This window comes from Rhodoferax sp. (assembly GCF_030646845.1).
Lineage (GTDB): Bacteria > Pseudomonadota > Gammaproteobacteria > Burkholderiales > Burkholderiaceae_C > Rhodoferax.
Genome location: NZ_JAUSLE010000065.1, coordinates 33,912 through 53,458 on the forward strand (window position 1 = coordinate 33,912; position 19,547 = coordinate 53,458).

General features: G+C 53.9%; 10 protein-coding genes. 2 read left to right on the plus strand and 8 right to left on the minus strand.

All coding sequences use genetic code 11. From position 1 onward, the window contains the following. The first annotated feature begins 36 nt into the window (after nt 1-36). Together Q7T10_RS16210 and Q7T10_RS16215 are read left to right on the plus strand one after the other, a co-directional pair. A complete protein-coding gene (locus Q7T10_RS16210) occupies nt 37-474 on the plus strand; it encodes a hypothetical protein (protein ID WP_304750317.1) in 438 nt (145 codons plus the stop codon). 538 nt (nt 475-1,012) lie between these two features. Next, nucleotides 1,013-1,576: a hypothetical protein gene (locus Q7T10_RS16215; protein WP_304750318.1), complete on the plus strand. Its 564-nt coding sequence runs from the start codon at nt 1,013-1,015 to the stop codon at nt 1,574-1,576. A gap of 153 nt (nt 1,577-1,729) precedes the next feature. Here the strand turns inward: Q7T10_RS16215 and Q7T10_RS16220 are convergent, their stop codons facing one another. The 8 genes from Q7T10_RS16220 to Q7T10_RS16255 all read right to left on the minus strand — a co-directional run bounded on the left by Q7T10_RS16220 (nt 1,730) and on the right by Q7T10_RS16255 (nt 19,545). Next, complete coding sequence (locus Q7T10_RS16220; protein ID WP_304750319.1) at nt 1,730-2,209, minus strand: hypothetical protein; 480 nt, start codon at nt 2,207-2,209, stop codon at nt 1,730-1,732. 574 nt (nt 2,210-2,783) lie between these two features. Then, nucleotides 2,784-3,437, minus strand: coding sequence for a hypothetical protein (locus Q7T10_RS16225; RefSeq protein ID WP_304750320.1), 654 nt, complete (start codon nt 3,435-3,437; stop codon nt 2,784-2,786). Nucleotides 3,438-3,530: 93 nt separating this feature from the next. Further along, on the minus strand, nt 3,531-5,585 hold the full coding sequence (locus tag Q7T10_RS16230; protein ID WP_304750322.1) for a hypothetical protein: 2,055 nt from the start codon (nt 5,583-5,585) through the stop codon (nt 3,531-3,533). 435 nt (nt 5,586-6,020) lie between these two features. Continuing rightward, entirely contained in the window at nt 6,021-6,740 is a 720-nt protein-coding gene (locus tag Q7T10_RS16235) for an HNH endonuclease (RefSeq protein WP_304750323.1), read from the minus strand. After that, nucleotides 6,737-8,500, minus strand: a complete 1,764-nt coding sequence (locus Q7T10_RS16240) for a DUF262 domain-containing protein (RefSeq protein WP_304750324.1) — start codon at nt 8,498-8,500, stop codon at nt 6,737-6,739. Before Q7T10_RS16240 ends, Q7T10_RS16235 begins: the two co-directional genes overlap by 4 nt. After that, on the minus strand, nt 8,497-12,357 hold the full coding sequence (locus Q7T10_RS16245; RefSeq protein WP_304750325.1) for an RNA-directed DNA polymerase: 3,861 nt from the start codon (nt 12,355-12,357) through the stop codon (nt 8,497-8,499). Before Q7T10_RS16245 ends, Q7T10_RS16240 begins: the two co-directional genes overlap by 4 nt. A gap of 81 nt (nt 12,358-12,438) precedes the next feature. Next, nucleotides 12,439-14,436 (minus strand): hypothetical protein, encoded by a 1,998-nt coding sequence (locus tag Q7T10_RS16250; RefSeq protein ID WP_304750326.1) that lies wholly within the window; start codon nt 14,434-14,436, stop codon nt 12,439-12,441. A gap of 9 nt (nt 14,437-14,445) precedes the next feature. Continuing rightward, a complete protein-coding gene (locus tag Q7T10_RS16255; protein WP_304750327.1) occupies nt 14,446-19,545 on the minus strand; it encodes an N-6 DNA methylase in 5,100 nt (1,699 codons plus the stop codon). Nucleotides 19,546-19,547 lie beyond the last annotated feature (2 nt).

A 19,547-nucleotide genomic window follows, 5' to 3' on the forward strand; every position in this document is an offset into this window, starting at 1 on the left:
CATGGTAACGTTAACTTCTTTAAACCATGCAGCGCCATGTCACCTGAGACTCTAGCAATCCTTTCAGCAATCGCAAATGCCGCCACGGCACTGGGTGCCATCGCAGCCGCTTGGCAGTTGTATCTCGTTCACAAGCAGAGCGTCACGAACTTCGAAGACTCCTTCGCAAAGGAGTACCGAGAACTTGCGGCGAAGCTTCCGACAAAAGCACTTCTTGGTGAACCACTCAACGATGAAGAGCATATCGAACACTTCGATGAGCTGTACCACTACTTCGACCTATGCAACGAACAGTCCTTCCTTTACACGGCCGGTCGCATCTCTGAAAAGACTTGGAATTTCTGGCGAGATGGCATGGCGTCAAACATGCGGCGTCCCGCCTTTCAGCGGGCGTGGCACGAGATTTCCTCGCGTGCGAATGGTGATTTTTCGGAACTCCGAGCGCTCTTTCCTCCTGAGAAACAAGTAACGTAGGAAGAAGTGCGACGAATTCAAGCGTTGAGTGACCCGCTGTCGTATGTCGCGTCCCTAAGCTTTTGGCATTGGTCGGACTGGGAGGTCCTGACCAGGAGAGGACATTCACTGCAGGGTGCCAACTTGTTCCATACCCACATTCCATTACTGGTGACGGGGCTCCAAGTAAAGTCTGCGTCAAACAAGGTATGCCACAAAACGGTGACATGAACACCGCGCAGGTTGCCGATGGAGCCTCTTTCATTCGAAGCTGCCGGTTTCGTGATGACGCCACATTCGTTTTCTCAAATGGAGCCTCTAAATTGAAACAATTCGCGTATCATCAGCGACCTGAAACAGGGAGTCTCAAGTCAACGCGTCGTCAGCGCAATGCGACTAATACCCAACCGGTTTTTGCCCGAAATTCATCAGGTAGCAGCATGCTAATTTTGAAGAAGCTCAGACTGCCCAAGGGCTCCAGCCCCCTTTGTCGCCCAAACCGCTCCCCACTATTTCGAACTGCACTACAGACCGCAGGGTCGACATTACTTCAGAGCACATGAGTCATTCCTCGCAACTGGTTTCGTTCTCGGCCCACTTCTGCCGAGGCCGCCTGCCTGTGGCATTCGTATTCAGCGTTCCAGGCACAGAGGAAGCGCTCAAAGGCAAACCTGTTGCCGGAGATACTGGTGAGAACCTTGATTTGGCATTGGTGCGCCTCCATGCCGCACATCCATCTTTGTTCGGTTCGATGCATCGATACGACTATCGAATCACCAACGCATTCAGCGAGCCTATTGCTGTAGCCCTTGGGCACACCGCTTCCGAAGCCAAGAACACAGAAATTCGAAATCCACAAAACGTGGAACGGGTGTGTCAAGAGCTTCAGGGCTGTAGCCATGTGGTCTTGTGTGGTGGCAAAGCAAAATTGCTTCTCGAGCCTTTGATTAAGTCAGGGAAAGTCGTAGTCGCCGTATCTCATGTTGGAAACAAGGGCCTAAACAAGACGTTCAAACTAAAAGTGTCGGATACCGTTGCCTCATCCAGTTTTCGGCGCAAGATGCGTGTCGGTCTATGGGCTGACGATGTTCTATGCAGACTCGGGTCCGAGGAAGCAGCCTAACCTTTTCCCGTCGAACGGACGGCCACTGTCAAGCCAATGTCTGCCGCTCATGTCACACGATAGTTGACAGGACCATACATGCATCAGTACCTCACGGATACCGAGTTCGCGGTAACGAACCTTCTTCGTCTCGCAATCGATGAAGCATCACTGCTACTTCAGCCCCTTGACCAATGGCTGCACTACAAGCGGCTGGGTGGCTTTGAACTCCATCACTTGCTCTCCCGACCAAGAGAGCCCTTCCTTTGGCATGAAATTGGCTTGAACGCGGATTCTCCTAGCCTTGCGTGCCAAGTGAACAAACTCATCGGTATTGATTATGTAGAAAAATATACTTAGAGCCGGCTTTACCTGGAACCAGATTGGTGCGTTGTCATCAAACCGAACAAGTATTCTGCAACTAGGGGAAGGACAGTCGATAGTCGATGCGTCGTTTGTAATGGATACTTCGAAACCACTTTCCTTTCGATTAATAACGTTGATTTTTCCGAAAGGTTGCGTTGGATTTTCGATAGCTGCAAAAGTGCTATACACCTCATCAGTCATTAAGTTTTTATCTATTTGATATTTCCAATCTGCTATCGCAGCCCCACAAAGCAGCAATGCCGCCACGGTTGCTATTTGTTTTTTCATTGCATTTTCCCTAGAGTTCACTGTTGTTCGACAGCATGTTTGTTGAATGCCAAGAGGGTAATTGTCGCCTGTAAACACGCGAGAACTTGTCTCCCAGGGTGCGAGACCTTCACTGACTGCACAAAGAAAATAGAGATAGTTGTGAACGAATGAATGTCGAGAACGAATGGGTTGTTGATACATATGGAGGTGTGACGGTTGGGGCTCTCATCCATTGTTCACGTACCAATGCAACCCTACAGGGAGCGTACTGGCCGTCCGCTTTGGGCACAATGCGGACGGCGACAGCGCCAAGACTCCTATCACTGACTTGGGATTGGAGCAGATTGGCCAGTAGAACGTCGGCAAAATGAAAAATCTTGCCTCGAGGCAAGATTCTTAGAGTGAGGCTCCGCAACGCAAATGAATGCGAGAAGGGATACCGAGTCTCCTTGCCACGCAGCCCAAAAGTATTGCCTCGAGGCAATTCCTTTCGAATTGAACCTGCATCAGGGGTCATGGCACTCAAAGAAAACGCGGCGTCAATCAAATTGACGCCGCGAAAATCAGTACAACGAAATCGAACCTACTTTGATTAGGATGATTCAGGGCCTCCGGTAAGCTCCATGCGCATGGCACCTTCCTCAATGGTCTTTTTTCGCTCAGTTGCAATGCCCACAGTGACACATGCAAAGTGCGCAGGCGTCAAGTATCGAATGACGACTGCATCAGACTGCAGGAGTCTGTACGCCATCTCCCTGGTGTCGTCAGACAAGTCCAAGACTTCATCATCATCTGACATGCCAGCAACATCAAGGAGCGAGGAGCAGGAGTTAAGGCTGCTTTCGACAACTTGTGAAGCTCGCTGCCCTGGGGCGGACAGTGATAAATGAAAGGTATCGGCCTTAACTTCAGCAATGAATCGTTTCAACGTGCCGCCGACAAGTGGAATCAAGAACCGATGCTGCCAGTCTGCAATTTGTTGCGCAATTACCAGGTAATGAAGACCTCTGTCTGACTTGACGACCGAAACAAATTGCGCCAATACCCCTTCGGCTTTGCCTAGTTCGTACATTTCCGGGTGCATTTGGCCAAAAAGCACCCAGCCTTTGATGCCAGGCTGCCGCGTACCACTGACCTTCACGACGCGCTCAACTTCTTCAGGTGTCAAGATTGACCCGAGACTTATCAGATGTTGGCTACGCGCAAGTTCAAGTAGTGCACGGCGGTCAAATATCTCTTCTTCCATATGTGGTCCTATGTTCTGCCACGTCGAAATGACGTCGCAGAACGTATAAGCACAGCCATAAAACACGTCCCTGGCTACCTTGATATGCAGGAATTACATCCGTTCAAATGTCTTGCCCAGGAGCTCGGCCATGCGTACAGCCCCGTCACTGCTGCGCATGCCGCTGTAATGCTTCGCAACCGTAGCTTCTGCGTCATGCAAAACGAGTGCTGCGGTTTTGATGTCACCGCCCGCCGTCTTCAATATTGACGTGGCCACGATGTGTCGAAAAGCATGGGAGTGAATGCCATCGCATTTCCACAAGTAACGCCGCGTCAGCTCAAACAGGCGACCAGATATCTCTAGAAATGGCCTGTGGCCAGTGGGCGCCGGCTTGCTGTAAGGCTGCTGGCTTTTTACTGATTCAGTACGTGCCGGGTCTCTGTCACGGGTTAGAAATACCAAGTCGGTCGGCCACCTGATGAGCGAAGGTCGATGACGAAGAAGATATCGTTCAAGGTCCCCCCATACCGACTGATGAACCGGGGAGTCGTAATCGCGAATCTGCTTTCCTCCCCTGTTTTTCATGAATCTCTTTGGAACATAAATCCACCATGCACCATCCACTTTTTGGTACAGAGAACATCTGTCAGGATGTCGACCATCAACATTCTCTTTTGCCCACTCCAGGCATGCGATATTTCGCAGTCGCAATGGATTGGATACAAATAGCTTGACCGTGAAGATATCCCTCGCCCAGACCGCCTCAGCGCTGGCGCAGGCTGTAGGTCGGTCTGCCCTCATGCGCTGTACCATATCCGCGACCGCCTCCATTGGCTGCTGCAAATCAAGGATATGCCGTATTGGCTCAAAAGAGTCCCGACTGGAAACGATTTCGGATTGAAATGCAGCTTGGAGCTTGTTCACATAGTCAAACTGCTGCTGACACAACTTGCTCCAGTCAGTACCCTGGTATTTTCCCGGTAACGTTGATTGGAACGCGGGTAGTTGAGACAAATAGCCGACTCGCGGGCGGACCATGCTTGAAATGATGGCAAGAAATTGTGCCGTACCGGTGGTCCGTTTTCCTCCGGCTCGAGCCTTCATCCAGTCCAGATACTGCTCGATGTAATCCGGAACAGCCAGCCATCCGAGCGTATGCATTGAGTCGGCAGGAAGCCCCAGTCCACCATCGCATCGCGACAACGACATCCATCCAAGATACGCAAGGATTTTGGATGCTGCCGCGTAAGCAGTTGGAATTTCAACGCCATCTAGAAAGGTATACCAACTGGAAGGAGTTTCAATTTTGGCCAGCATGGCTGCAAACGTCCATTTGCCTCTACCCGACCTCTCCAAGATTGGTACCGGTACTGTTTTGTACCTCATGAACTCCAACCACTGTGCGCGCAAAGGCGAGCTCGGCGGAACTTGCAGGTAGTACCTGCTTTTTTCTCGGTCGCGCTGGCGCTCTCGAAAATCCACAGGAACTGCGGGTGCTACCTGGGACTTTTCCTTGGCATCAATGGAAAAACCTGCAAGCCCAACAAGGCTGTCGCGTTCAATCCCGAAGAAGACCTCTAACCGGCGTAAGAGCTTGGCATTGCTCTGCCTGGGACTTTTCCCCCGTAGCCAGCCGTGCAACATGGCCAATGGCACCCCGGCCTCCCTTGACACTTTCTTGATATTTTGACCTTTGGTCGTCTCTTTGAGCAAGTGCAGAAATGGGGTTGGCGTCGATGAGATGTGAGCTACTTCATTGTCGTGCTGGACCACGGCGCGTTTCCATGGACTAATCGCGGCCTTGGTGTTAGTGATGTCACGGTCACCACGATTTTCAGACCTCAGTTTTTCAACTGTTCGCTCAACCGAGAGCGGGTAATGTGGTCTCATCTCAAGCCCGATTACATCCTCCTCCTGCAGATGATTCGCGCGCAGAAAGTGTCTCAATGCTGTCGCGCGATTTGCGCAGGTGCGGGGGTTCAGTTCTCCCCGCACTACGAGTTGTTGTTGGCCAGCAATCAGCTTGGCGTATGTTAAAGGTTCCGGTTTCATGATGCGTTTCCGCACCTTAGCTGTAGATTTCGATGTCTGCGAAGCAAGTAGAGACGTCGGAATGAAATACCTGCAAGAATCGTAATCCGTTGATATATCAAGCGATTTACTCATGACCGCTCACCTCCCTTGAAATTCAGAGGGGGTCCGGTTGCAGGTAACCTTTGGAGGCAATTCCAGGCTACAGCGAAGGTGCAATGTCACTTCGCCAAACCTATAGGGACAGGCATTTATCCCCTCCGCGATTTCCGAGAAAGCTCGGAACAATGGTTAGTCCACAGGGACCCCATGGAATTCTTGAACACGATGTCGACGCCCTTGTCGAGTGTCGAGTCCATCCAACAATCCGCCTGTATCGGCTCCAGCCTACATCCCCTTGCTTGCAGCGCTGCATTGGCGCCTGCAGGTGCCACGAGAGATGTTGGTCAAGCATGCTATGGCCGTTGCAGCATAGGGAATGTCGACAAATGCCGGCCTCTTTTCTTTCACCACCTGAGCGATGCGTTACCAAATTCTCGGGCCAATCAGAAATTTGATGTATATATCCGCCTATTTCTTGAAAACCACATCCCGGTGAAAATGAAGATATGACTGGTGTGCGTCGGTCAGTCTTGCAAGCTCCAGCTCGGCCGGGACACCCAATTGCTCCAGCGCAATTGATGTCAGTTGTGATGAAAACCGAACTCGCCCGCTCGCATCAAAGGTCATCCAACCGCTATCAAAGAGAGCATCTAGATGGGGGGCCAGCAAAAGGCCATTGAACACGTCCAACCGCTCCTCGTCGGATTCACAGCGTGCCCACGGCTTGATATGAGAGGCTCTCAGCAGTTCAGTCATTGCAAGCCCCGTGATGCAGCAGCTTCCCTGCCAGTAATCAAGTAACGCGCTGCGAAACAGGTCCTGGCCTATGCGTTGTACAACCCATCGCTCGGCCTCGGTGGACTTTGGCATCGCCGCCGTCGCCTTATGGAACTTTTGCGCCACTCGATTTGGCATGGTTCGGGCCGTGGCGCTGGCCATTTCCAATGCATCATAGAGACTGTCCCAACCATCTATTTGGATGATTTCACCCACAGAAAGCGCCTGCGATAGCAGCAACGGTGAGGATGCCTGCAATACGAAAAGTTCTTTGCTTAATGACTTAACCGTTACCGTTTCAGGAAACTGAGCAGAACTCAGTTTCAAACCATCTTCGCCCAACTCTGGCGAAAGTTCGAAGCCGCAATCAGCAGCAGCCTTTTCGAGGCGTGTTAGCTCCAGTGGGTTCACAATGTGACGCCAGCCAACTTACGGTACCCGTCCCTGATTACAGTTGCAATCAAGGGCCGCCTGGCGGAGAGGAAGTCGACATAGGACATCGTCCACCATTCGGCTGGCAAAGCATGGCAACCACGCATTTCATCCACCACTTCCGATGTAAATCGCTCAGCGTACTTCGGCCAGTATGAAGCCGGGGCATCGTCGGATATGGCGACGTTGTCATCCCATTCAACAAGGGTGTAATTGGCAATCTGGTTGGTGTCCCGCACTCCCTCGATGCCAAGTGTCTTCAAATACTTCTTTGGAAACAGATGATGGCGCTCCAATGCCTTCTTCTGACCTTGGGCAGGCGGGTCCAGCAAATCCGATACAGGGCTCTTTGAGAACAGAGCGCGGGCGCCCAGCAGAGTTTGCGAGGCATAAAACCCAAAAAGCGCAGGGCTGCGGCCTGCAGCCGTCGCCAAATCCAGGGGCAGTGTCTTGGTCCAGTAGTCGTCGGTCAGGGTGACGTCTTCCACCTTGCGAAGTTGCGCCAGAAAGTCCGCAGCAGAGGTGACCTCCCGCAACGATGCCAAGTCCATTTCCATTCTGGACTCAGGAGAAGACGTGTACCGCCCTGTCAACAATGACATGAATAGCCACCGGGCAACGGCGTTCTTCAGGAGGAATCCGTCCACTTTGTATTCAGTGCGACCCAGAAGGTAAAGCTGGTAAGCGAAGACCAAACCGTTAATCGAGCTTATGTGCCGCTCGCTTCTGTATCCGGCGCTACGCACGACATTCAGAAAATCCGCCCAGTACGTCAAGTCAAGTACACGAGTCTGCGCCTGGCGCAGCAAGTTGAATTGGCCGTCGCGCTGCTGTTGGCTGAATTGACCTGTAGCCAAGTCTTTCCCCCGCAGGATGGAGTAGACGTTTTCGAGGCGGGCTCTACGAAAAGCGACACCCACATCGACACGCAACAAATGGTCTGGGTCAGGTTGGAAAAGTTGATTGAAAGGACTCGGCTGCCCAGTCGGACCTGGTCGCCTGGCATCCCTGCAAAAGGTCTCAAGTTGAGTGCGCCCTTCATCCCAGAACACAGACATCAAAGTCAAAATGAAATCCGACTGGTTGAGCTTTTTGCCTTCGCTGTTTATTCGGACGAACACGTCCGCCACTTGCTCTTCGCTGCATGTCTGTGACAGCTCCAAGGCGATGAATGGGAAATTGGTCAGCCCGGAGAGCCTCCCAATGGCCTCGGCAACCCTCTCCTCTTCCTCATCAGTAACCTCACGAGCAGCGGTCAATCGTTTCAAATAGTCACCGATGGTCTTGTGCGTGGGTCTGGAAAACACTTCAGAGATGTCGAGGATGTACTCGGGGTCTCGCTCGGTGGTTGCATCCGGCACTTCAAATCTTCCGTCTTGCGGTCGAAAGGCAATGCGAATCTGCTCACGCTCAAAGTTTTCACGCAAGACAGCCTCGCGCCGAATTACTGCATATAAAGACGTGAGCCGCTGCTGGCCGTCAACGATGAGCAACGATGGTGCTTTTTGCTTATTTAAGTCGCCTATGACTTTTGTGTCGACACCGTCCGCTCCGGTTTGCCAAAACAAGAAATAGCCGACCGGATAACCGCGATACATTGAATCAAAAAGGTCGCGAACCTTCGCGTTGGACCAAACGAAGGGGCGCTGAATGTCCGGCAACCCGATTCGACCTAGACCAATGTCGGCTACCAAATTGCCAAGTGTGTAGTGAACTTCTTTGAATAAGGTTTCACTCATTTGCTTTTCCTCGAAAGTCCCGCAGGCGCTGTTTTACCAATTCGCTCGATGACGCTTTTGACTACCGGAGCACCTAGTTTTGCTGCGTTCAACGCCGGCCCAAAATCATCCACGTCTATATCAAAAACGCTGACTGCAATTTGTTGAGACCCATGCACATGAGAGACGAGACGCTTGTGCTCCTGGTCGTAAGGGGCCTGGGCTGTAGAACCACCAAACTCTCCTGAATTTGCGACGAGAACATGTTGATACATGTGATACCGGAGTGCAGAAACCATACTGTCAAAGGTCTTAACGTCTTTGTTCATTGCCGAGACAATGAACATGTGGGTCTCATCTTTCAGGTCTGCTGCAAGGGCGATATCCGTGGCGTCGTAGCACAGCGCACCAGAAATCCGATACCCCGGCTCATCCTTCCAATTGAGTTCAATGACAACCTGGTAGGGACGCCATGGCGAAACACCGAGAATCTTCTCATCGGCTGTAACGTGCCACTTCCCTTGGTCAACCTCAACCCATGAGCGTCGGCCGGCTCTGAGCTGCGGCACGAGCCATCTACCCATATTCGCGGGCTTCGCAGTCCCGGGAACAGTTGCACCAAGAAGTCCATAGAACAGCATCGCACCGGTCGCATCAGAGAATGCCCGCATAAGGTCTTGGTCATCGACATGAACTGAGTATTCAGGGAATATGACTAAATCGACCTGAGGCTTGTGTTCATTCACAAGCACCGAGTCCCGCGCAGCAAGCTGTCGGAATGTCAAATTCAGTAGCGCGGCCGTGTGGTTTCTGTGACGTTCGCGATATCCAGGAGCGCTTAAACCGGAAATTCCATCGCCTGCAAAATCATTTTCAGCTGGCATCAAACCTTGTACCAGGACCACCCGCAACGCCCTCGTATCCTTCAATGACCAGTTCACGGGGAACCGATAAACGGGAGTATTTGTGCCATTTCCAAATAACATCGCTTGGTGCGCCAACCGACGTTCAAGGACGGCTTTGAGGTCGCTCGTGGTTTCCAATGAATCGACTTCTGATTGCTCAAATCCATTGGCTATCCCTGGCCATCTTAGTAACCCAAGCAACAAATTCGAGAACCAAGGTGTGACTGCAGCGGTAGTCCCGCCCAAGGCTGTCGCAGTGTGCATCATGCCCATTCGTCGCTTGTTCCAGGTACTGCGAATGCCCGCATACCAACCTGGCTCATCCCGAAGCAACCAATGCCGAGCCGTGAAATCAAGCTCACCTGTAGCCGCAGCCCGCAGTAGCCGCCCAAATGCATACATCCAAGCGTGAGAGGCCGAACACCAGTTTGGTGTTACATAAAGTGGGTCGGGGTTACCACTATCAGGTAGTGTGCGCGCGCGAAGAGAATCGTTGCTCGGATTCAGAAGTTTGGACCAGTCAGCGCAGCAAAGCTCGAGTGTCAAAGGCGTCAGTGACTCTGGACTTTTCAGCTCACGCTTTGTCAACTTAGTCAATGCCAGCCCAAGTTGCAACAGCGCATTTTCTTGGCTGAAAACATCATCCGGGTGGCATATGACCTTGGCAAACGAAATCCAAGTATCAACTGGTAATGCTTTGGGGTTTTGCGGCCAACGTGCGTTCACATAACTGCCAAGGTGTTGGGGAATTAGTCCAGCATCAACCGCGGCAGAGCCTCTTCCAGGGCTAGTCATACTGTTGAATAATTTTTGGTCTGTCTGACTTATCAACTGTAGTGCGGCGCTGATTTGCTTTTTTTCCCTATTTTTTGCAAACTGCATGAACCACTTCAAGTACGAAATCGGTTGCTCACGCAGCTGATACCCAATCAGTGAGATGGACACTTCGTCCATCGCTGACAGTTCACGATTGCGACTTTGGGACTGCAAAAATTCGTGAAGCGTTCGATAGAAACTGAGCTCTTCACCGAGACTCAGCATATCGGTCGTCTGTCCCACCGTAGCCAGCAGCAGTGCTGCTTGCTGTTGCACATACCAGGGCACGTTCTCCCACTCAAGAATGGTTTGTGCGAATACTGCCAAGCTTTCTCGGTAACCGAGAATGTCTCCAGCTTCAAAGCCTTCGTCCTTCGCCGCCCGCTTTCCGGTCTCCATCGCTCCTGCTTTGAAAAGTTCAGCAAGAACATAGAAAACTACCGCTTGGTCCTTTTTCTCGCTTTCCGAGGTTGCCATCAACTTTCGGGTCAGCGCCTCTATTACAGCCTCTAGTAGTTCAGGGGACGGAAACAAATCCAAGGCGTACCGCAGTACTTGAACCAGTGAGGGGTTCACTGCCCACGCTGCAATTAACCGGCGTGCAGTTACCTCGAAATCGTGGAGTAATGCGTCCTTCGCGACCCCACCATCGCCCTTCTCGTTGAGGTCTGTCATGCTTCGGCGCATTCGAAGCGATTTGGTCAACCGATATGCGGAGAAGCGGGTAAGCGTGTCGTCGCGCACCTCAAGTTTAGGCTTGGCGATTGCCGCCAAAGCAGGCAAAGGACTCGCATAGGAACCGACACGAGATTCCTGCAGCCCAAGTTCGGCCAACGCGAGCAGACCATGAAGTCCTGTCTCTAATTGTTGCAGGGTGGCGAAGTCAAATGGTCCGCTCAGCTGATGCTGCATCGACTTCATTCTCGAAGCGACTCCAGACTCCCCGGCGACCGCGTTGTAGGGTTCTAGCTCTGTCTTGTCACTGTTAATGAGCAATCTAGGCCCCTTACTCGTGGGGAGCCTTGTTGACGCATCGAGACAGCCCTGAACCCAATTCGTGACTATTTCGCCAATCTCCCCTTCTTGGCTTGTCAATACAGGACCGTCAACAGTGATTACTAGTCTGAGGTCATCGACATATCGGCAGTAGTCATGAATCCGAATTTTGAACTTGGGATTGATTTGTGTTTTGCCTCTTGACGCCAAGCCAATGGTTCGGTCAAAACTCAGAAGGTAAGCGTTAGCGAAAAAACCACTGGCGACGAGACCTTGCGGCAAGCCAGCGGGTAGAACGCCATCCCTAAGCAGAGGAGCTGAAGCCTTGTCCGCTTCCCGCCAAGAGAAATTGAGAATCTGACGAGCCAATTGCCAAAACGCGTCCTCTGACTTGGGCACCGACTTGTCTGTCCTTTGAAATGCCAGATATTCCCGCTTCAAACACGCTACCAAGTCGTCCATATCAATATTGTCAAAAAAGGCACGCAAGTCCAATTTGACGACATAGACAATCTGCCCTTCATTCTTCTGCTCGTCAATAGAACGGGCCACTTCGTTCGGACGCGCTACAAACTGCTGGTAGTCCTGAAAATATCTGCTGTATGTGTTTGAATTACCCCAAGAAAATCGAGCTCTGGCCCCGTCATTTGACCAACTGCAAAAGAGCCGATTCCCATAGCTGTAAATTCCTTTGCTGGCGGCTTCCAGGGGCTTCGTTGAAGAGTCGCCTTGAGCTGACTCAATGCAGTCCGCAACGCATAGCATCAGCGCGGTAGCTATCGACTGGTCTCTAATGCCTATGTGGGCAAGCGGTCGCAGCACGAGCGATTTAACTTGCTCACTGCCATCAGATTTCGGCGCGGATTGTGGCCCCCAACCTCCTGGCAGGTTCGGGTCAAAAACCCATGCGCCGTTCTTCGGTGCGGGGACAAGCCAAGACGGCGCGGGCTGATAATCTCCTTTAGAAAGCGCTGATGACCAATCACTCAGCTTTCCCTCAAGGTCTACAGCAGAACAATCTAGCTCCAGGCTATCGGAGTACCAATTGTGACGACGAATGTACGTATGCGATTTCTTCCATGCTTGAGCCAGAACGACCACGTCGCATAAATACTGAACTTGGGGTGCAAGCGATGCATATTTATCTTTGATAAGGCTCACTTGTCCATCCCTCTTTCACATTGGCCACGGCCAGCAACTAGTGCTGCGCCGCAGAGTCTGGCAAAAACGATTGGCATCACATCACTCCAGAGAACCCGACTCCATCCCTGGCAGCGACGTAATCAGTTGCCGTTTGAAAAGCAGATGGTCATCGCTGCCAGGTTGCAGCTCAAGCGTTAGATAAGGCACCTCACACAGTTCAAGAGGTGGGGCAGATGTTGTCGTGACGATGTACTGGAATGGGACGTTGCCACTGCGAGAGAGCTGTTTCTCAGCCTCCATTACCATCATCAAAAAGTTTTTGTAGAGCACAGCACTCATGTCCGCCTCGCGAGGGCAGTCATGCACAAGAAAGCCGGGATGGTTATTGCCTGTGGAGGTGGCCGCATCCAGCAGACAGGTGATGTCGCCCAGCAGTACCTCAAGGACCTGGTAAGCCTCACCACCCCTGGACAAGTCAAAAGGTCGGCTGTCCGAATCTGGAACAAACCGGCCATGGCCAGCCTCTCCCAATAGTCTCTCTGCGATGAGCAGCGTTAGCGCCTTGAGCGAGTCGACCCTTGTGGATTGCTGCTGTTTTCGCTTGAGCAAAGCAACTCTTTGGCTTTCAAGCTCACTGGTCAGCGCCTTTACCCGCGCTCTTGCACGCGTCAGCTCGGCAGAGTCCACGCGCTCTTCCCGTTGTCGGGTTCGTAGCAAGAGCTCGTCCCACTGCTGCTTAAGCTGCTCCCTGCGCAGGGTACTCGATGCGCTTCTCATCTGGGCTCTGCGGGCAATTGCTCGCTGGCTATCAACGCGGCTACGCTGCTCGGAAAGGGCCTGCTTGGCCGCATCCGCTGCAATGGACGCTGCGTTCAGCTGGGTTTGCCGACGTGGGGTCGCATCCTTTGCTGCCAAAGCGTCCATTCGCCATGGCAGGCTAACAGTACTGTGCCGATTCTTGATGTGCTCGCAATCAGAAAATTCAACCAACCCGTGCTTGCACTGTCCGGTGAGCCGTTCGAGCTCAATCAATTCGGTTGTCAGTCGGGTGTAATCAGCTTCGTTGGCCTCAACCAATGACTTCGCGATGCCCCGCTCAATATCAAAACGGTTGAACTCAGCCTGGAGCTCGGCCAATTTCACCAGCATGGGAGCCATTGCTTCTTCAGCGGCGCCCACCTCACTGTTTCCTTGAGACTCAGCTCGCTCTGCGGCAGCAATCGCTTCGTTGACCTTCGACTGCAAGGATGCATCAACCATTGACTCAAAAATTGGCTCGTCTTCCCCTGCGCCGACCTGCACGCGAAGTCGCTGCTCGAGATGTTCCAGCGCGTAAATGGGCTGCCGCTCGAGTTCAGGAATCTGCCCCTGAAGTCTTGTCAAATCTGCTTGAATGCTCTCCACCTCGCGAATCATGCGGTCAGCGTCGGTATCCAGAACACCCAGCACCGAACTGACGAACAAAGGTGGGTCTTGGCGCGAGCGGCGAAAGCCCAGACCATCTCCCTCACGCCAATGAAAGAACCCGTCAAATCGAGTCCGCTGTTCGCGTATGCACCACGCGAGCAGATGGCGCCATTCCAGGCTTTGGTTGGTGCCGGGTAGCGTCTGTGCAGCAAGCTTGCCAATGAACTCCGCTTGAAGCGACGAAAGGTATGTCTGAAAGTCTCCGGCAAGCTGACCTTCAAACAGGCTTTCAAGCTGCTCGCCAACCTTGGCAATGGGATGACTGTAGGCCCCGTAGGGACGGTAGACAAGCCAGGTAACGTCATCAATGTGAACCCTTGCAGCCACGCCACCCTTTGGAAAGTTCGCAGCAGCCTTTTCGCGCAGCGCAGTGATGGCCGTCGCCTCATCGCCAAGAAGGTATCTCAAAAGCAGGCAAAACGAGGTTTTCCCGACCCCATGCCCAGCGCTGGCCAGCCCGGAACCTGTATCGGACTCTGGTTCCCGTGCCCAGACAACGTTGACTCCTGGACGCAGCCCCACCTCACGCGTGATGGTCAATGGCTCACGCGATTCCAGTAGCCATACACGCTCCACCCACAAGCGAGGGAGTGCTCTGATTGCGGGGTGGTCGTGTAGCCATGTTGTCATGTTGTTTCCTTAACGACCGCCTTGCGCTTGCTGACCTGGCTCCGCCTCATCGCCTTGATTGACCTGCGCGTGCGACCGGCGTGCTTCAAGCATCAGCATCAACTGGGCCATTTCTTCGTGCTCAGCCCTGCTCAACACGTCAGACGGTAGCGCGCTAGTGCCTGCGAAGTAAAGACTTTTCCCGCCTACCCGTTTTCTGGTGACCGCGCCGGCCGCTTCAAGGCGTTGGACGATAGGAGAAATCAAGGGCAATGTTGAGTTGCTTCCCAGCAACTCAACAGTCTGTGCCAGCACGAATAGCCGAGCAGAATCAGCAGGCTCCAGGTAAGTGGTGGCCAAAGTTGAATGAGCAATCACATCCTGGAGCTCCATAACCGCGATGCCCTCAGTGCTGCGTTGAATCAAGGTGGCGATGAGCCCCGCAAAATCTCCTTCCTGCAGACTGCGGATGACGCCTTGTTCCGAGTAAACCGGCAAGGAAACTTCGTCCGCCAGCGGAAGCGGTGAAATATTTTCCATAGCCAAGTTGTCCCACACCGCCAGAACCAGTCGCCGAGTGCGGTATTCACCGAAGGCTTTCTCTTCCTTGTTTTTGAGTCCGCGAAAGGTTTCGCTAGGGTAGTCGGGGCCGAGAAGTGCGCCGCCGGGGCCGAAGGGGGCATCGGCAGGTTCGAGGATGTAGCGAAGTTCGTCGCGAGTGAGGCCATAGAGGCGTGCGTAATAAGCGTCGAGTTCGGCACGAAGCTGGGCACGGCGCTCGGGGTTCCATCCATAAGGCGTCGTGCGCTGCCCCACTGGGCGCGGGTCGTAGGCGGCCAAGTCGTCAGCCCAGGCTTGCATGTCGTGAGCCGTTTGAGTGAGCTCCAACACGCGGGGAACGATGTAGGCGAGGTCCGTTTCTGTGTATCGGTCTGGGGGCAGCACCGGAAGCTGCTTTGGAATAAAGAAATTGAAGTTAGCCCCTCCAATTTTTTGACGGGCGACGAAATCAAAAACAAGCGACGTGACGTTGGCGAGAAGACTTGACACTAACGCTGCCGATATGTGATGCGACGGTAGGACGATGTGAATGCTGTTTCCTATAGCCGCACGGGGCAACAATGACGGAATAACGCTTCGTTCATCCGTTGTACGCGCTATGCCGCGCCACCCCATCAGCCACCTCGGACTGCGCTGGTCCATCCAAACATCCATAAAATTTAGGCCAAACGTGCCTCTGGCCCTCGCATCACCTTCGTGAGCAGCTATTGAAACAGTAGCGATTTCAGCCGCATTGGCTATTGACACTTTTTGCAGGGTCTCCAATTCGGCCAGTTCCGCATTGCTCAAACCAACGTCAGCGTCTTGCAGCGCCCATTTGGTAAAAGCGGGCAATGCCTTTTTGCCGCTGGTGTCGTCTTCCTTGAGGGCCAAAGCCAAGACCGGATGCTGGGCAGCCAAACTGGCTTCGACCGCCTGGGTGGCTTTCCAGCTCAACGCGGTTGACCAGCCGGATTTTTCGCTGCCGGTTGCTGGTGTGGGCAGACCCGCGCTGCAGCGAAAGAGTTCACCCGCTACCCAGCCTGCCAGCGCTAGAGTCAGCGCGGCTTCGCTCTCTTTTAGGGTATCGCCAGAAACAGCGTTATTGGCGGCAGTGGACACTGCGTGAATAGTCGATTGGCATGCTTCATGCCAGACCAGCCAAGCATTGGCCACACGACTGGGTGCGTGAGCGATGCGGGCCAGCACTTGGGCGGAGTCCACCCAGTATCGCGGACGCACGATACAGGTGGGGTCGGCGCGCTGGGCGTCACTCAGGTCCGCAGTATCCACACCGTTGGGTTTTTCCGGCGCATCCACGTAGGTAGCCCAGCGGTGGTCAAACTGGTGAATCATCTTAGCTTCGTACAGCGGAAGGCGCGGTGATTCGAAACCTGTGGCGGGGGTGTCATGAAACAGGGCACTGTCGATGGACATATCGAACATCCGCTGAAAGCTGATGCCCCATGGGTTCACATCAACCTCGTCATCCCCTTTTCCTTCCGCGATGAGCACGGGTGCCGCACGGTAAAGCTTTTTGGTCAATACAGCATCCCACTGGCTTCTAAAAATGGGGCATGTGCCAGTATTGGGGTTGATGAGGCGAAACTCCTCTGGCGTGAGCGTGAAGCGGCGCTGTCGCTCAGTGAGATGACTAACCTGCGTGGCAAAGCAGACGAACTCGGCGGCAGCCGCGTTACCTAGCGTGATGAGAGAAAACTTGTAACTTCGGTGGACTGCCGGAAATATGGCCTCGCTGTTCTCAAAGTCATACAGGCTGACCAGACGTCCGCGCTGTGAGATGTCGCCAAAATAGGCCTTGGTGGAGTCGTCCGTAGCAATCCCCGTGGGCACGATGAAACCGGCCCGACCTGTGGGTGAAATCAACTGATAAACCGACTCGGCAAACAAGGCATAGGTGTTCACGTCCCCAACACCGGTAAGCGGAAAACGGCCGCTATCATGCGCATACAGACTGGCAGCCTCGGCGCCTCGACGCGCCATGATGAACTCTTCATACAGGTGCATTTCGGCACGGCTGGGCGGGTGTAGGCCTTCGGCGGCCTCTACATCGGGGTAGAGCGTGTGCAGCAGCAAACCCTGCCGCAGCAATTCAATGCGCTTGCTGCGCTCGGACTTGTTCTTGGCACTGGCAACTATGGGGCTGCGGTTGGCAAAAAACTCTTCCTCTTGTAACTTGATTCGCTCCCAAGGAGGGTTGGCTAGCATGACAGAGAACCCTCCCTTGGCGGCTACTTGCGGAAACGCCAGCCACCAGTGAAAAACGCTGTGCGTTCGGCACAAATGGTCGGCTGCGCTGTCAATGTCAGCATTCACAGCACCTGCGCCGTTCACCAACGCCCACAGGTAACCGGATAGCGGGATTGACTTGGTATTGCTAGGAACTTTGGGGGCCAAAAAGGCGGCAACATAGGTGTCAGCTAAGCGAGCCAGCGTACTGTGCCGCGCATTATTAGCTAATTGCGCCCAAGCGCTGCGCTTGGCAGCAATACTATCCAAGCTGTTGTCGGGCAAGTGCTCAACGGCATCAGCTTCTGCGGCGAATGTGCTCGCCTGGAACATGTCCCCCGCGGCAACTTCCTTCCAACTCTTCAAATCGGCCTTGTTCTGCTTTTTTAGAGCAGCCGCGGTGGCTTTGTCATCCCCACTGAGCACTGCGTACGCTTCGTCGGGAATACCATTGTTGAGAATCTTGGGGTCCAAGACACCCAGCAGCGCATCGCCTACCCGCAAATGGTGGTCTAGAAATGTCAGTGGCAGGTCTGGGGTGTAGGCCTCCAACCAGAGAGCAGTTTTGGCCAGCGCAATGGCCATGGGGTTTTTGTCCACGCCGTAAATGCAGTGGCTGACCACATCACGCAGGGCGTGGCGGTAGTCGGCGGGGGCGGGCGCACCGTCCGGAGCACGCAGTTTGGCCACTTCGTCCGCCAGACGGCGGGCTGCGGCCAGCAAAAAGTGGCCACTGCCACAGGCCAAATCGCACACTGTGAGCTGCAGTAGAGCCTCTACGGGCTGCCGCGGGTTGGCTCTGACGGTGTCGGCGATGACCGGCTCCAGCGCCGACTTGATGAGTTCCTGCACTGGGCCGTCGGGCGTGTAGTAGCTGCCAGTGAGCTTACGGGTGTTTCCTTGGGTGGAAGCATCGATATCGTCATCACCCACGAAGGCGAGTTTGGCAGCATGCGGCTGGCTCAAGCTCTGAATATCGGGCACCAGTTCCAGCAGGCTTTCGTAAACGCTGCCCAATTCTTCGGGTCCCATATCGCGATAGTTGACGCGGGTCAGACCGGTGATTTGGCGGAAGTAACCTAGCTGAAAGACAGCTTTCAGCAACCAACGGTTTTCTATCTGAGCATTGGCCAAATTCTGGCATTGGTCTGCGGCATAGAGACCGCCCAAAGCAGGCAGCGCCAACGCGCTCTGTCCCTGCGCCAAACCGTCGAAGGTAATGCTCAGTGCCTGCCAAAGGTCGCCATGGATATCAAAGCTGCTGCGGCGCACGGCGCGGTCGCGCAGCCAGGTAATGGAGTAACCGGCCCGATAACGTTGTTGGGTCTCTTTAGATGACCCTGGCGTGAATATGAGTGACTGTCCGGTGGAGGCATCCGTACGGTCCTCCACTGTGGCCAGAAAGATGAGTCGATAAACCAGCCTTAGCAGCTCTTCAAAGAAGGCTTGCTTAGTCAGCCCCTGCAGGGGTTCTTGATTTTGCAGTTGCTCACGCAGGTGGCTATTGGCAGGATGACTTAAAAATCCTGTGCCCAAGGCTCGCAAGGCATCTGCCACCTGGTAGCGGAGGTTTCTGCGGATGGTGACACCGGCCTCCTGCCCGGCAGCACGCCAGCGTTCCCAAGGACAGTCAGCGGGCTCCGCCTCTGGAACTCCAAAACGGCTAGCGTGTGCAAGCAGCCAGAAGGCGGTGAAGTCGGCGTACAGGTCTTCTGAGAATAGCGCCTCCAAATCCACCTCGACATAGGCCGGCCGTGTCAGACTGGGATTGTCACGCAGGATACGTAATGTAAGACCGTTGCTCGTGATGGCCCATAGAGACTGGTCAGAGGCATTGAGCGCCTCTTGTGCCAGCATGAAGGGCGAGCGGCGGCGGGTTTTACCGGTGTCCGGGTTGAGCTCGCCAAAGCGCTCCGTGGGCGCATCCAGCAGCTGAGTATGCCCAGCCAAGACTATAGGCAGGCGGCCTTCTCTGGCGGCGTGGCCGATGTTGTAGGTGTGGCCAGAGGCCCCGACTGTGGCACCACCAGTCAGGTCGCTGAAGCCCAGAACATCCCGCAAGAGGGGTACCAGGAAATTGCGCACAGTAACTTGGTGTGCATCGACGTCATTTCTCTGGCGTAAGGTCTGCAAGTCTGTCCACAGACTTTGGCCAATTTTCCAAAAACGAGCCACTTCATCGCGCAGCTTCAAGCCTTTGGGGATGCGGTAATGGCTGTCGGTCTGCTCGGTCTTGTCGGGCGTTTGCAGCGTGGTCAAGCGCGCCAGCTCGTCGGCGGGAATCAGGCCGCCTTCAATACGAATGGCTTGGTAAATGAGTTGGGTGGTGCGGCGGGACATGG

Excerpts from the sequence above, each read along its gene's own strand:
- Q7T10_RS16225 (WP_304750320.1), bottom strand. The coding sequence starts at position 3,437 with ATGGAAGAAGAGATATTTGACCGCCGTGCACTACTTGAACTTGCGCGT.
- Q7T10_RS16230 (WP_304750322.1), bottom strand. The coding sequence starts at position 5,585 with ATGAGTAAATCGCTTGATATATCAACGGATTACGATTCTTGCAGGTAT.
- Q7T10_RS16240 (WP_304750324.1), bottom strand. The coding sequence starts at position 8,500 with ATGAGTGAAACCTTATTCAAAGAAGTTCACTACACACTTGGCAATTTG.
- Q7T10_RS16215 (WP_304750318.1), top strand. The coding sequence starts at position 1,013 with ATGAGTCATTCCTCGCAACTGGTTTCGTTCTCGGCCCACTTCTGCCGA.
- Q7T10_RS16220 (WP_304750319.1), bottom strand. The coding sequence starts at position 2,209 with ATGAAAAAACAAATAGCAACCGTGGCGGCATTGCTGCTTTGTGGGGCT.
- Q7T10_RS16250 (WP_304750326.1), bottom strand. The coding sequence starts at position 14,436 with ATGACAACATGGCTACACGACCACCCCGCAATCAGAGCACTCCCTCGC.
- Q7T10_RS16210 (WP_304750317.1), top strand. The coding sequence starts at position 37 with ATGTCACCTGAGACTCTAGCAATCCTTTCAGCAATCGCAAATGCCGCC.
- Q7T10_RS16255 (WP_304750327.1), bottom strand. The coding sequence starts at position 19,545 with ATGTCCCGCCGCACCACCCAACTCATTTACCAAGCCATTCGTATTGAA.